Below are 13096 nucleotides of genomic sequence, written 5' to 3'. Positions count from 1 at the left end.
CGTTCACCGCGGCGTCGGCCGCAGCCGTCAGCCGGGTCCGGCGACGGCGCGGGCGGCGCGCCTCGGCGTCGGCGGGAGCCTCGGCGGCCGGGGTCGCCACTGCGGCGGCCTCGACCTCGGCGCCCAGCTCCGAACCGCCACGGGTGCGGCGGCGCTGGCGCGGCGTACGGGTCCGGGCGGGACGCTCCTCGGCCGGAGCGGCCGCGCCGCGGCCGCCACGGCCACCGCGCCCGCCGGTCTCGCCCAGGTCCTCGAGCTCCTCGGCCTTCAGGCCGGCCCGCGTGCGCTCGGCGCGCGGCAGGATGCCCTTGGTGCCGGCCGGGATGCCCAGCTCCTCGTACAGGTGCGGGGAGGTGGAGTAGGTCTCGACCGGGTCGTGGAAGTCCAGCTCCAGCGCCTTGTTGATCAGCTGCCAGCGCGGGATGTCGTCCCAGTCGACCAGGGTGACGGCGGTGCCCTTGTTGCCCGCGCGGCCGGTGCGGCCCACGCGGTGCAGGAAGGTCTTCTCGTCCTCCGGCGTCTGGTAGTTGATGACGTGGGTCACGCCCTCGACGTCGATGCCGCGGGCGGCGACGTCGGTGCACACCAGCACGTCGACCTTGCCGTTGCGGAACGCGCGCAGCGCCTGCTCGCGGGCGCCCTGGCCCAGGTCGCCGTGGACGGCGCCGGAGGCGAAGCCGCGCCGCTCCAGCTGCTCGGCGATGTCGGCGGCCGTGCGCTTGGTACGGCAGAAGATCATCGCGAGCCCGCGGCCGTCGGCCTGGAGGATGCGGGAGACGAGCTCCGGCTTGTCCATGTTGTGCGCGCGGAAGACGTGCTGCTTGATGTTGGCGACGGTCGCGCCCTCGCCGTCCTCGGAGACGGCGCGGATGTGCGTCGGCTGCGACATGTAGCGGCGGGCGAGGCCGATGACGGCGCCCGGCATGGTCGCCGAGAACAGCATCGTCTGGCGCTTGGCCGGCAGCAGGTTCATGATCTTCTCGACGTCGGGCAGGAAGCCCAGGTCGAGCATCTCGTCGGCCTCGTCCAGGACGAGGGCCTTGACGCGGGACAGGTCGAGCTTCTTCTGCCCGGCCAGGTCCAGCAGGCGGCCCGGGGTGCCGACGATCACGTCGACGCCCTTCTGGAGCGCCTCGACCTGGGGCTCGTACGCGCGGCCGCCGTATATGGCGAGGACGCGGACGTTGCGGACCTTGCCCGCGGTCAGCAGGTCGTTGGTGACCTGGGTGCACAGCTCGCGGGTCGGAACCACCACGAGGGCCTGCGGGGCGTCGGTCAGCTGCTCGGGCGTGGCCCGGCCGGCCTCGACGTCCGCGGGGACGACGACCCGCTCCAGCAGCGGAAGGCCGAAACCGAGCGTCTTGCCGGTTCCGGTCTTCGCCTGGCCGATGACGTCCGTGCCGGAGAGGGCGACGGGGAGGGTCATCTCCTGGATCGGGAAGGGGGACACGATGCCGACGGCTTCCAGGGCCTCGGCGGTCTCGGGGAAGATCCCGAGCTCTCGGAACGTAGTCAGGGTGCTGCCTCTTCTGTGAGACGCGGCGCGAGGCGGCGAGGGGGGTCCTACCGTGCCGGGCTTGCGTTACTGCGCCCACCCAGGTTCGGGCGGGTCGTACGAAGCTGCGCGGGACCACTGCCATCGCTCAGGCGCTCTTGCCGCTGAGGGGGCCCCTCGTGGAGGCGGTACGCATGGGCATACTCGCCGCGCCGAGGGCGGTCGGGTGGAGCCGATCGGGCCACCGACCGGGCATCCTCATTCGGATGGCCCGCCGAGTATTCGGCAGGCGCATTACCACTGTACCCCGGAATCGCGCAGGTGTGTCGGGTGAATTCACCAGGTAGGCGGGTTTACACGGAGCGAGAGCGCGTAGGAGTGGTGACTTGTCCCGCCTTTCGGCGGGCTATTGTGCGGAGCATGTCGACCGTTGAAAACGCATCTCCCGCCGACGACAACGCCCAGGCCGGGGCGCAGGGCATCGCCGCCCAGGACTGGGCGACCGCCTCCGCCTCCCCGCAGTACCGGGCCGCCGTCGTGGACCTCCTCGGCGCGCTGGCGTACGGGGAGCTCGCGGCCTTCGAGCGCCTGGCGGAGGACGCGAAGCTCGCGCCCACCCTGGGGGACAAGGCCGAACTGGCGAAGATGGCCTCCGCCGAGTTCCACCACTTCGAGCGGCTGCGCGACCGGCTCGCCGCGATCGACGCCGAGCCGACCGCCGCGATGGAGCCCTTCGCCAAGGGCGTGGACGACTTCCACCGCCAGACCGCCCCCTCGGACTGGCTGGAGGGCCTGGTCAAGGCGTACGTCGGCGACTCGATCGCCAGCGACTTCTACCGCGAGGTCGCCACCCACCTCGACACCGACACCCGCGCCCTGGTCGTCGGCGTCCTCGACGACACGGGCCACGGCGGCTTCGCCGTGGAGAAGGTCCGCGCCGCCATCGAGGCGGACCCGCGCGTCGGCGGCCGGCTCGCCCTGTGGGCCCGGCGCCTGATGGGCGAGGCCCTCTCGCAGGCCCAGCGCGTGGTCGCCGAGCGCGACGCGCTGTCCACCATGCTGGTCGGCGGCGTGGACGGGATGGCGGCCGGCTTCGACCTGGCGGCCGTCGGCGAGATGTTCACCCGGATCACCAAGGCCCACACCAAGCGCATGGCCGCCCTCGGCCTCGCGGCGTAGCGCTCCGCGGGACACCGGCCGCCGACTACGGCCGGCGACGGCCCTCAGCTGCGCGACGGAAGCGAAAACGGAGGGCGGCGCGGACCCCCGCCGCCCCCGGCCGCCGGACGCAGCAGCAGGGACAGCACGACGGCCGACACGCCGAGCCCGCCGAGCAGGGTCGCGAGCAGGGTGTTGTGCCCCGGCCCCAGTGACATGTGCGTCAGGTAGGCCCCGAACAGGGCCCCGGACACGCCGCTGACCAGCACCGTTCTGGTGGAGGGCAGTCGTTTGGCGAGTACCCGCGCGGCCACGCCCGCAAGGGCGAGGCCCAGCAGACCGGAGCCGACGGCCTCCATCAGCATCATCTGGTCACTCCCCTACGTCAGGGCAAACCGGGTCACTGCGGTCCTACCCGAAGCGGAAGAAACGGAAACGGCCCGGCGGATGCATCCGCCGGGCCGTTCCACTCGTACTCCAGTGCCTAGAGCGCCCCGAAGCCGACCTTGCGCTGCGCCGGCTCGCCGAGGTCGACGTACGCCAGACGGTCGGACGGCACCAGGACCTTGCGACCCTTGATGTCGGTCAGGCTCAGCAGCGGCGCGGTGCCGGTCAGCGCATCGGCGATGATGCTCTCCAGCTCCTCGGCGCTCAGGCCGCTCTCCAGCACGATCTCCCGGGGTGCGTGCTGCACGCCGATCTTGACCTCCACGGCTTTGTCCCTCCGACGGTCCGGTTCGCGCGATCAGCCGCGCCGTACGCGCTCCACATTAGCCCGGTGAGGGGACACGATCGGCTCGCGGCGGACACGCTCGCAGCGAACAGCGGCCGGTCAGGCCGGTCAGGCCTCCGGTCAGGCCGGTCAGGCCTCCGGTCCGGCCTCCGTGCCGTGCAGCGGGAAGCCGGCGATGCCGCGCCAGGCGAGCGAGGTCAGCAGACCCACCGCCGTGTCCCGGGCGACCGGGCTCTCGCTCGACAGCCAGTACCGGGCCACGACCTGCGAGACCCCGCCCAGGCCCACGGCCAGCAGCATCGACTCGTCCTTCGACAGCCCCGTGTCCTCGGCGATCACGTCGGAGATGGCCTCCGCGCACTGGAGCGACACGCGGTCGACGCGCTCGCGCACCGCCGGCTCGTTCGTCAGGTCCGACTCGAACACCAGCCGGAACGCGCCACCCTCGTCCTCGACGTACGCGAAGTAGGCGTCCATGGTCGCCGCCACGCGCAGCTTGTTGTCGCTCGTGGACTCCAGCGCCCCGCGCACCGCCTGGAGCAGGTTGTCGCAGTGCTGGTCCAGCAGCGCCAGGTACAGGTCGAGCTTGCCGGGGAAGTGCTGGTACAGCACCGGCTTGCTGACGCCCGCCCGCTCCGCGATGTCGTCCATCGCCGCCGCGTGGTAACCCTGCGCGACGAACACCTCCTGGGCAGCGCCCAGCAACTGGTTGCGCCGGGCACGGCGCGGCAGCCGCGTACCCCGCGGACGCGCTGCCTCGGTCTGCTCGATGGCTGTCACGCCGCCTCCCACTTTCTCTAAGAACACAGTGCGCTCTGCGCCGCGCCGCCATCGTACTTTTCGGTAACCGAATCTGGTGGGTTCAAGCCTGGTTTTCTCGCGGTACGGACGGCCCGGACACACCCCTGACACGCTGGTCAGCGCCTGGCAGATGCTGTCAGCGGTAGTCCTCCTCGTCCAGGGGCACGACCCGTGCCTGTTCGGCGGCATCCGCCTCCGGCGCCTCGCCCCGGTCCCCGCCGGTGAGCGGATCGTCCTCCTGCGGCTGGATGTCGGTGAGCTGCTCGGCGGCGTCCGCCTCCGGGGCCTCGGTGTCGAGCGGGTCCGCGAACCGTCCCCGGAAGGTGTCCGGTTCGCCAGGGTCCACAGTCATTCCACTCCCCTCGCCTTCGCTCGTCCTCTTACGAGCCTAGGAGGATCGGAAGCCCGCCGCCAGGCGGTCTTGTGACCGCCAACACAAGGGAACGCCGGGGGGTGAGCGTGATCGTCTCGTAACATTGCCGCATGTCTTCGACCGAGCTGCCGGGCGTACGGTCCACCCCCGAGTCGACCTCCCAGGTGGGAGCCGTCCGGGTGGCCGAAGGGGAGGGGCTGCGCACCGTCGTGCTGCCGGGCCTGGAGATGAACGTACGTTTCCGGCCACCGGGGCGGGAGGGTCTGCCCCCCGCGCTGTTCGTGCACGGACTCGGCGGCTCCTCCCAGAACTGGTCCGCGCTCATGGAGCAGCTCGCCGACTGCGTCGACGGCGAGGCCGTCGACCTGCCCGGCTTCGGCTGGTCCCCGCCGCCCGCCGACCGCGACTACTCGGTCACCGCCCTGGCCCGCGCCGTCATCCGTCACCTCGACGCCGCCGGACGCGGCCCGGTGCACCTGTTCGGCAACTCCCTCGGCGGCGCCGTCTCCACCCGCGTCGCCGCCGTCCGCCCCGACCTCGTGCGCACCCTGACGCTGGTCTCGCCCGCCCTGCCCGAGCTGCGCGTGCAGGGCTCGGCCGTGCCCACCGCCCTCCTCGCCCTGCCCGGCGTGCCCGCCCTCTTCGGGCGCCTCACCCGGCACCTGACGGCCGAGCAGCGCACCCGGGGGGTGACGGACCTCTGTTACGGAGACCCCTCACGGGTGACACCGGAAGGCTTCGCCCACGCCGTCGAGGAGATGGAACGGCGCATGGCCCTGCCGTACTTCTGGGAGGCGATGAGCCGTTCCTCGCGCGGGATCGTCGACGCCTACACCCTCGGCGGGCAACACGGGCTGTGGCGCCAGGCGCAGCGCGTGCTCGCGCCGACCCTGCTGGTCTACGGTGGCCGGGACCAGCTGGTCTCGTACCGTATGGCGCGCAAGGCCGCCGCGGCCTTCCGGGGTTCGCGGCTGCTGAGCCTGCCCGAGGCCGGGCACGTGGCGATGATGGAGTACCCCGAGGTGGTGGCTGCCGCCTTCCGGGAGCTGCTGCGCGACAACGCCGCCGGGGACACCGACCGAGATACCGAAGACGGCAAGGGCTGAAGACGTGGGACGACATAGTCGCAAGACCCCCGCGGCCGCACCCGCGCCGTCGCCGTACGGGCCCGGCCCGGACGGCCTGTACGAACCCGAGCCGTACCCGGCCGACCCGTACGAAGCGCGGCCCCACACGGCCGAGCCGTACGAACCGCGGCCCCACACGGCCGAGCCGTACGGAGTGGGGCCCCACACGGCCGACCTGTACGAATCGCGGCCCCACGCGGCCGACCCGTACCCGGCCGGCCCGTACGAGCCGCAGCCCTCCCGCCCCCCGGGGCACGCGCCGCAGCCGTCCGGCCCCCGCGGGCACCAGCCGCAGCAGCCCTCCCGGCCCTCCGGGCCCGCCCCGGACGCGCCCCCCGGGTACGGGGAGCCGCGCGGACGGCGCCGGTCCGCCGAGTCCACCGTCGTCCACCAGGGCTACGCCCAGCCCCCGGCCCGCCCCGCCGGCCACCCCGAGCAGCACGAGCGGGGCGGCGCCTGGGGGGCCGACGCCTCCACCGCCCGCTACGGCGACTGGCGCGGCGCCCCCCGCGCCGCGGCCTCCGCCACCGCGACCCCGGACGCGCCCGCGGTCCGGGACGCCACCCCCGCGGCCGGCTTCCCCCGCATCACCGAGGAGCCCCCGGCCCCCGCGGCCGACGCCGTCACCTCCACCGGCTCGCACCGCCGCGTCCCCGGCCCCCGTACGCCCGCCGCCCCCGGGGCGGACCGCCCCTCCGGCGCCCGCGGCACACGGGTGCGCATCTACACCGGGGTCGCCGCCCTGGCCGTCACCGCCGCGCTCGCCGTCGTCGTCGCCGGCCAGGTCACCGGCGAGGGCGACCCGGTCGCCTCCGGTGCGCACGCCGCCGGGGACGACGGCACCCAGCGGGCCGGCGGCGACAAGGCCGCCTCCCGCTCCGACGGCCGCCCCACCCCGGCCTCCCCGCCGCCCGCGCAGCCCGCGACGTACGAACAGCAGATGGCGCGGCAGCTGCCCATCGACGCCAAGCTCACCGGTTCCGGCACCTTCGACACCGTCCCCGGCGTCGCCAAGGCACCCGGCAAGGGCAAGGTCGTGCGCTACCGGGTCGACGTGGAACAGGGCCTCGGCATGGACCCGCAGCTGTTCGCGGAGGCCGTCCAGCGCACCCTCAACGACCCGCGCAGCTGGGCCCACGACGGGGAGATGACCTTCGAGCGGGTGCCCGAGGGCAAGGCCGACTTCGTCATCACCCTGGCCAGCCCCGGCACCACCGGTGCCTGGTGCGCCAAGTCCGACCTGGACACCACGATCGACAACGTCTCCTGCGACTCCGCCAGCACCGAACGCGTGATGATCAACGCGTTCCGTTGGGGGCAGGGCTCACCGACCTACGGCGCCGACCAGATGTTCGCCTACCGGCAGATGCTCATCAACCACGAGGTCGGACACCGCCTCGGACACGGGCACGTGAGCTGCACCAAGGCGGGCTCCCTCGCGCCGATCATGCAGCAGCAGACGAAATCCCTCGACATCGACAACATCCACTGCCTTCCCAATCCCTGGGTATATCCCGGGAATTGAGGACGCCGGGCGGGGGAGTGGCCGGTACGCGCGTTGACAGCCGTCCGATGATCGGTAATTGTTCTCCGCATGTCGCACCGCCACACCTCCGCCGCGAGCGCCGCCATAGAGCTGGCGCTCCTCGGTGTGGCCGCGCACAGCGTGGCCGACATCTTCTGTCGCTGACGCCAGCCTGAGCGCCGCGACCCCCTTTTTCCTCCTCTGGTTCCGTCGCGCCCGGGCATTCCCCTTGCCCGCAGGCGCGGCTTCCCCTTTTCCCGGCCCCCCGGCTCCCGCCGGTCGCCGGTGATCACCCGTCGTCGCCCCTCGCGTGGCCCTTCCGTACCCCTTCACGCCGAGAGGTCCCTTCCGTCATGTCCCGTCAGTCCCACACCACGCGCCGCGTCGCCGCGCTCGCCGTCAGCCTCGTACTGGCCGGGGGCGCCGCCGCCTGCGGCCCCAAGGACGCGGCGGGCGGATCCGGCGGCGGGTCCTCCGGCAAGCCCGGCGCCGCCGGCGCCCCGCAGAAGGGCGGCACCCTGACCGTCCTCAACAACGAACCGCAGAACGACTTCGACCCCGCCCGCCTCTACACCTCCGGCGGCGGCAACATCCCCTCGCTGGTCTTCCGCACCCTCACCACCCGCAACCGCGAGGACGGTCCCGCCGGCGCGAAGGTCGTCCCCGACCTCGCCACCGACCTCGGCAGGCCCAACGCCGACGCCACCGAGTGGACGTACACCCTCAAGGACGGCCTCAAGTACGAGGACGGCAGCCCGATCACCACCGCCGACATCAAGTACGGCATCGAACGCTCCTTCGCCGCCGAACTCTCCGGCGGCGCCCCCTACCTGCGCGACTGGCTCGTCGGCGGGGAGACCTACGAGGGCCCCTACAAGGACGGCGGGAAGGGCCTCGACTCCATCGTGGTCCCCGACGCGAAGACCATCGTCTTCAAACTCCGCAAGCCCGAGGGCGAGTTCCCCTTCCTCGCCACCCAGACCCAGTTCGCCCCCGTTCCCAAGGCCAAGGACACCGGCGTCAAGTACGAGGAGCACCCCGTCTCCTCCGGCCCGTACAAGGTCGCCAAGAACACCGGCGACGGCGAGACCCTCCTCCTGGAGCGCAACGAGCACTGGGACCCGAAGACCGACGAGGAACGCAAGGCCTACCCGGACAAGATCGACGTCCGCTCCGGCCTCGACGCCGCCGTCATCGACCAGCGGCTGACCACCAGCTCCGGCCCCGACGCCGCCGCCGTCACCACCGACACCAACCTCGGCCCCGCCGAACTCGCCCAGATCGGCGACAACAAGGAACTCGCCTCCCGCGTCGGCACCGGCCACTTCGGCTACGTCAACTACCTGGCCTTCAACCCCAAGGTCGCCCCCTTCGACAACCCGAAGGTCCGCCAGGCCATCTCGTACGCCATCAACCGCACCAGCGTGGTCAACGCCGCCGGCGGCTCCGCCCTCGCCGAGCCGGCCACCACCTTCCTCCCCGAGCGCGAGGCCTTCGGCTACACGCCCTACGACCACTTCCCGGCCGGCAAGACGGGCAACCCGGCCAAGGCCAAGGAACTCCTGAAGGAAGCCGGCTTCCCCGACGGCCTGACCGTCACCCTCACCCACTCCAACGCCCAGAACCGCCAGACCGGCCCCGAGATCGCCACCGCCGTACAGCAGGCCTTCGCCGCCGCCGGCATCACCGTCAAGCTCGAAGGCCTGGAGGCCAACGCCTTCAACGAGCGCCGCTGGGACGCCAAGAACACCCCCGGCTTCTTCCTCTCCCGCTGGGGCGCCGACTGGCCCTCCGGCGGCCCCTTCCTCGCCCCGATCTACGACGGCCGCCAGATCGTCACCAACGGCTCCAACTACAACCACGCCCAGCTCGACGACCCGGCCGTGAACGCCGAGATCGACGAGATCGCCAAGCTCACCGACCTCGCCGCCGCAGGAAAGCGCTGGGGCGCCCTCGACAAGAAGATCGGCGAGCAGGCCCTCGCCGTCCCCCTCTTCCACCCGGTCTACAAGCGGCTCGTCGGCAAGGACGTCAAGAACGTCGTCATCAGCGACTGGACCGGTGTCCTCGACGTCTCGCAGGTCGCCGTCAAGTGAGCACGTCCCTCGACCGGCCGGCATCCGCGAACGGGGCCCCCACCCCGGCCGCGGGCGCCGGCCGCCGGGTCCGGCGGTGGCTGCGCGGGCGTCCGTCCGCCCTCGCGGCCACCGCCGTCCTGGCCCTCCTCGTCCTCCTCGCCCTCGCCGCACCCCTGCTCGCCCACCTCACCGGCCAGGACCCGAACGCCTACCACGACGACCTCGTGGACTCGGCCCGCGGCGGCGTCCCCCTCGGCTCCTTCGGCGGGATCTCCGCCGACCACTGGCTCGGCGTCGAACCCGGCACCGGCCGCGACCTGTTCACCCGCCTCCTGTACGGGGCGCAGGTCTCCCTCCTCGTCTCCCTCGGCGCCACCGTCGTCCAGGTGTGCATCGGCGTCGCCGCCGGGATCACCGCGGCCCTCGGCAGCCCCCTGCTGGGACGGCTCATCGGCGGGGCCACCGACGTGATGATCGCCCTGCCCCTGCTGATCCTCGCCGTCGCCCTGACCGCCGTCGTCCCGCCCGGCTTCCCGCGCCCGCTGCTGCTGGTCCTCGTCATCGGCGTCCTCGACTGGGGCGGCACCGCCCGCCTGGTCCGCGCCCAGACCCTGTCCCTGCGCGGCCTGGACTTCGTGGAGGCCGCCCGGCTCGCCGGGAACGGCCGGCTGCGGATCGCCCGCCGGGAGCTGCTGCCCTCGCTGGCGGCCCCCGTCATCACCCTGGCCGCCCTCAAGGTCCCGACCAACATGGTGATCGAGGCCTCCCTCTCCTTCCTCGGCGTCGGCGTCAAACCGCCCACCCCGTCCTGGGGACAGATGCTCTCCGGCGCCCAGACCTGGTTCCGGGCCGACCCCGCCTACGTCCTGCTCCCCGCCGGGCTGCTGTTCCTCACCGTGCTGGCCTTCACCGTCCTGGGCGACGGCATACGCACCGCCCTCGACCCGCGCGAGGGCTCGCGCCTGCGGGTCGGCACCGGAAAGGAGAACGCCGCATGACCGGGTTCGCCCTCAAACGCCTCGGCAGCGCCCTCCTCGTCCTCCTCGCGCTGTCCGTCCTCGTCTACGCCCTCTTCTACGTCGCCCCCGGCGACCCCGCCCGCCTGGCCTGCGGCGAACGCTGCAACCCGCAGCAGATCGCCCAGGTCCGCGAGCAGCTCGGGCTGAACGACCCCGTCGTCACCCAGTACCTGCACTTCCTCCGGGGAGTGCTGGCCGGCCGCGACTACTCCGGCGGCGCCGGACTGGTCCTGCACTGCGACGCCCCCTGCCTCGGCTTCTCCTACCAGAACGACCGGCAGGTCACCGAACTCCTCCTGGACCGGCTGCCCGCCACCTTCTCCCTCGCCCTGGGCTCCCTCGTGATCTGGCTCGTCGTCGGCGTCGGCACCGGACTGCTGTCGGCGCTCCGCCGCGGCGGGCCCGCCGAACGCGTACTCACCGTGCTGACCCTCGCCGCCACCGGCACCCCCGTCTTCATCCTCGGACTGCTGCTGCTCATGGCCGTCTGCGCCTACCTCCAGTGGCTGCCGTTCCCGACGTACGTGCCCTTCGGCGAGGACCCCGAGCAGTGGGCGTGGAACCTGCTGCTGCCCTGGGTCACCCTCGGCGTCTTCGAGAGCGCCAAGTACGCCCGGCTCACCCGCAGCTCCACCCTGGAGACCCTCGCCGAGGACCACATCCGCACCTTCCGCGCCTACGGGGTGGGGGAGCGCAGGATCGTCACCCGGCACGCGGTGCGCGGGGCCGTCGCCCCGGTGATCGCCCTCAGCGCCGTCGACTTCGGCACGATGATCGGCGGCGCGGTGCTCACCGAGTCCCTCTTCGGCATCCCCGGCCTCGGCAAGACCCTCATCGACGGGGTCCGGGTCGTGGACCTGCCCGTGGTCGTCGGCGTCGTCCTCGCCATCGGCACCGCCGTGGTACTCGCCGGCGCCGTCGCCGACCTCCTGTACGCCCTCGCCGACCGAAGGGTGACCCTGACATGACCGACCACCTGGTGGACGTCACCGACCTGACCGTCGGCTTCCCCGTCGGGGCGAGCGGCTCGTACGTACGGGCCGTCGACGGGGTCTCCTTCACCCTGGAGCCCGGACGGGCCCTCGGCATCGTCGGCGAGTCCGGCAGCGGCAAGTCCACGGTGGCCGCCGCCCTCCTCGGCCTCCACCGCGGCACGGGCGCCCGACTGACCGGCACCGTCCGGGTCGGCGGCACCGACGTCGCCACCGCCACCCCGGCCGAACTGCGCGCCCTGCGGGGCGGCACCGCCGCCATGGTCTTCCAGGACCCGCTGAGCTCCCTCGACCCCTACCACGCCATCGGCGACCAGATCGCCGAGGTCCACCGCGTCCACACCCCCGCCACCCGCCGGGCCGCGCGCGCCCGCGCCGTCGAGGTCCTCGACCGGGTCGGCATCCCCGACGCCGCCCGCCGCTCCCGGGCCCGCCCGCACGAGTTCAGCGGCGGCATGCGCCAGCGCGCCCTCATCGCGATGGCCCTGGCCTGCGAACCCCGCCTCCTCATAGCCGACGAACCGACCACCGCCCTCGACGTCACCGTCCAGGCCCAGATCCTCGACCTCCTCCACGGCCTCCGCGAGGAACGCGGCCTCGCCCTGCTCCTCGTCACGCACGACGTGGGCGTGGCGGCGGAGACCGTGGACGACCTGCTGGTCATGCGGGAGGGACGGGTGGTGGAACGGGGGCCGGCGGGGGAGGTCCTGACCGCTCCCCGGGCCCCGTACACCCGGACCCTGCTGGCGGCGGTACCGCGCCTGGACGCGTCCTCAGCCCCGGGGAACGGAGGAAGGGCGGGTAGGGGACCGGCCCCGCAGGGCGGCGCCCCCACCACCCCCGCCGTCGAAGCCGAAGGCCTCCGCAAGGAGTTCGGCCGCGGCAGGCGCAAGGTCACGGCCGTGGACGACGTGTCCCTCACCCTGCACCCGGGAGAAACCCTCGGCATCGTCGGCGAGAGCGGCAGCGGCAAGAGCACCCTCGGCCGCATGCTCGTCGGCCTCCTGCCCCCCACCGCCGGGGAACTCCGCCACTCCGGAACCGCCACCACCGGCATCGCCCCCCGCGCCCAGATGGTCTTCCAGGACCCCGTCTCCTCCCTCAACCCCCGCCGCAGCATCGGCGAGTCCATCGCAGACCCGCTGCGCGCGGCCGGGGAGCGCGACGGGTCCGCCGTCCGGGCCCGCGTCGAGGAGCTCCTCACCCGGGTCGGCCTGGAGCCCGGCCACTACGACCGCTACCCGCACGAGTTCAGCGGCGGCCAGCGCCAGCGCGTCGGCATCGCCCGCGCCCTGGCCCCCCGGCCCCGGCTGATCGTCTGCGACGAACCCGTCTCCGCCCTGGACGTCACCACCCAGGCCCAGGTCACCGCCCTGCTGGCGGAGATCCAGCGGGAACTGGGCATCGCCCTGGTCTTCATCGCCCACGACCTGGCGGTGGTCCGGCAGGTGAGCGACCGGGTCGCCGTCATGCGCGCGGGCCGGATCGTGGAGGAGGGGCCGGTGGACGAGGTGTACGGACGGCCCGCGCACCCGTACACCCGGCAGCTCCTGGGCGCCGTGCCCGTCCTGGATCCGCGGCTCGCCGCCCGACGCCGCTCGGCCCGCCAGGAGGCGTACGCGTAACGCCTTTCCTACCGCGCTCGAACGCGAACCGTACGGGAAAGTTACGAGTCTTCACCCCTTCCGGTGGCGGGGGGGGGGCCCCCCCCGCGGCCCCCCCCGGGGGGAGGCGGGGTTTATAACGCGCGGGGGCGCCCGCCCACCCGGCCCCCCCCGCGCCGGGGGACGCGGGG

At 73.2% G+C, this 13096-nt stretch carries 13 protein-coding genes; 8 read left to right on the top strand and 5 right to left on the bottom strand.

The window, feature by feature from the left end:
* A partial coding sequence (locus ACFVXK_RS31660) for a DEAD/DEAH box helicase (protein ID WP_389618444.1) occupies positions 1 to 1450 on the bottom strand: 1450 nt, incomplete at its 3' end.
* A 465-nt stretch (positions 1451 to 1915) separates the two neighbouring features.
* Between ACFVXK_RS31660 and ACFVXK_RS31655 the strand changes: the two genes are divergently transcribed.
* Positions 1916 to 2674: a ferritin-like fold-containing protein gene (locus ACFVXK_RS31655; protein WP_358894304.1), complete on the top strand. Its 759-nt coding sequence runs from the start codon at positions 1916 to 1918 to the stop codon at positions 2672 to 2674.
* A 44-nt stretch (positions 2675 to 2718) separates the two neighbouring features.
* On the opposite strand, the gene ACFVXK_RS31650 is transcribed toward ACFVXK_RS31655, so the two are convergent.
* The 4 genes from ACFVXK_RS31650 to ACFVXK_RS31635 form a co-directional block, all read right to left on the bottom strand.
* On the bottom strand, positions 2719 to 3021 hold the full coding sequence (locus ACFVXK_RS31650; protein ID WP_389618441.1) for a hypothetical protein: 303 nt from the start codon (positions 3019 to 3021) through the stop codon (positions 2719 to 2721).
* Between the two features lie 116 nt (positions 3022 to 3137).
* Positions 3138 to 3365, bottom strand: a complete 228-nt coding sequence (locus ACFVXK_RS31645; protein WP_365158416.1) for a DUF3107 domain-containing protein — start codon at positions 3363 to 3365, stop codon at positions 3138 to 3140.
* Positions 3366 to 3515: 150 nt separating this feature from the next.
* Positions 3516 to 4166 (bottom strand): TetR family transcriptional regulator, encoded by a 651-nt coding sequence (locus ACFVXK_RS31640; RefSeq protein ID WP_389618438.1) that lies wholly within the window; start codon positions 4164 to 4166, stop codon positions 3516 to 3518.
* Positions 4167 to 4323: 157 nt separating this feature from the next.
* Positions 4324 to 4539: a hypothetical protein gene (locus ACFVXK_RS31635; protein ID WP_389618435.1), complete on the bottom strand. Its 216-nt coding sequence runs from the start codon at positions 4537 to 4539 to the stop codon at positions 4324 to 4326.
* A gap of 131 nt (positions 4540 to 4670) precedes the next feature.
* On the opposite strand from ACFVXK_RS31635, the gene ACFVXK_RS31630 reads away from it, so the two are divergent.
* The 7 genes from ACFVXK_RS31630 (at position 4671) to ACFVXK_RS31600 (ending at position 12926) form a co-directional block, all read left to right on the top strand.
* Complete coding sequence (locus tag ACFVXK_RS31630) at positions 4671 to 5666, top strand: alpha/beta fold hydrolase (RefSeq protein ID WP_389618432.1); 996 nt, start codon at positions 4671 to 4673, stop codon at positions 5664 to 5666.
* Between the two features lie 4 nt (positions 5667 to 5670).
* On the top strand, positions 5671 to 7212 hold the full coding sequence (locus tag ACFVXK_RS31625) for a DUF3152 domain-containing protein (protein WP_389618429.1): 1542 nt from the start codon (positions 5671 to 5673) through the stop codon (positions 7210 to 7212).
* A gap of 69 nt (positions 7213 to 7281) precedes the next feature.
* Positions 7282 to 7377, top strand: a complete 96-nt coding sequence (locus ACFVXK_RS31620) for an Ms4533A family Cys-rich leader peptide (RefSeq protein ID WP_312847459.1) — start codon at positions 7282 to 7284, stop codon at positions 7375 to 7377.
* Positions 7378 to 7565: 188 nt separating this feature from the next.
* Positions 7566 to 9308 (top strand): ABC transporter substrate-binding protein, encoded by a 1743-nt coding sequence (locus ACFVXK_RS31615; protein WP_389618426.1) that lies wholly within the window; start codon positions 7566 to 7568, stop codon positions 9306 to 9308.
* Positions 9305 to 10288 (top strand): ABC transporter permease, encoded by a 984-nt coding sequence (locus ACFVXK_RS31610; protein ID WP_389618423.1) that lies wholly within the window; start codon positions 9305 to 9307, stop codon positions 10286 to 10288. The genes ACFVXK_RS31615 and ACFVXK_RS31610 overlap by 4 nt, the downstream gene beginning before the upstream one ends.
* Entirely contained in the window at positions 10285 to 11277 is a 993-nt protein-coding gene (locus tag ACFVXK_RS31605) for an ABC transporter permease (protein WP_389618420.1), read from the top strand. The genes ACFVXK_RS31610 and ACFVXK_RS31605 overlap by 4 nt, the downstream gene beginning before the upstream one ends.
* Positions 11274 to 12926 carry a dipeptide ABC transporter ATP-binding protein gene (locus tag ACFVXK_RS31600; protein WP_389618417.1) on the top strand — a complete coding sequence of 551 codons (1653 nt, stop codon included), beginning with the start codon at positions 11274 to 11276 and terminating at the stop codon, positions 12924 to 12926. Before ACFVXK_RS31605 ends, ACFVXK_RS31600 begins: the two co-directional genes overlap by 4 nt.
* The last annotated feature ends 170 nt before the right edge of the window (positions 12927 to 13096 follow it).

Origin of the sequence: Streptomyces sp. NPDC058157, from assembly GCF_042884105.1 — a bacterium.
Taxonomy (GTDB): Bacteria; Actinomycetota; Actinomycetes; order Streptomycetales; family Streptomycetaceae; genus Streptomyces.
Note: the sequence above shows the minus strand (reverse complement) of the source record. Positions and strands in the feature narration are given on the sequence as shown.

What these genes read in the sequence shown, in the direction of transcription:
- ACFVXK_RS31655 (WP_358894304.1), top strand. Translation starts at nt 1,916, where the DNA reads ATGTCGACCGTTGAAAACGCATCTCCCGCCGACGACAACGCCCAGGCC.
- ACFVXK_RS31650 (WP_389618441.1), bottom strand. Translation starts at nt 3,021, where the DNA reads ATGATGCTGATGGAGGCCGTCGGCTCCGGTCTGCTGGGCCTCGCCCTT.
- ACFVXK_RS31635 (WP_389618435.1), bottom strand. Translation starts at nt 4,539, where the DNA reads ATGACTGTGGACCCTGGCGAACCGGACACCTTCCGGGGACGGTTCGCG.
- ACFVXK_RS31630 (WP_389618432.1), top strand. Translation starts at nt 4,671, where the DNA reads ATGTCTTCGACCGAGCTGCCGGGCGTACGGTCCACCCCCGAGTCGACC.
- ACFVXK_RS31620 (WP_312847459.1), top strand. Translation starts at nt 7,282, where the DNA reads ATGTCGCACCGCCACACCTCCGCCGCGAGCGCCGCCATAGAGCTGGCG.
- ACFVXK_RS31615 (WP_389618426.1), top strand. Translation starts at nt 7,566, where the DNA reads ATGTCCCGTCAGTCCCACACCACGCGCCGCGTCGCCGCGCTCGCCGTC.
- ACFVXK_RS31605 (WP_389618420.1), top strand. Translation starts at nt 10,285, where the DNA reads ATGACCGGGTTCGCCCTCAAACGCCTCGGCAGCGCCCTCCTCGTCCTC.
- ACFVXK_RS31600 (WP_389618417.1), top strand. Translation starts at nt 11,274, where the DNA reads ATGACCGACCACCTGGTGGACGTCACCGACCTGACCGTCGGCTTCCCC.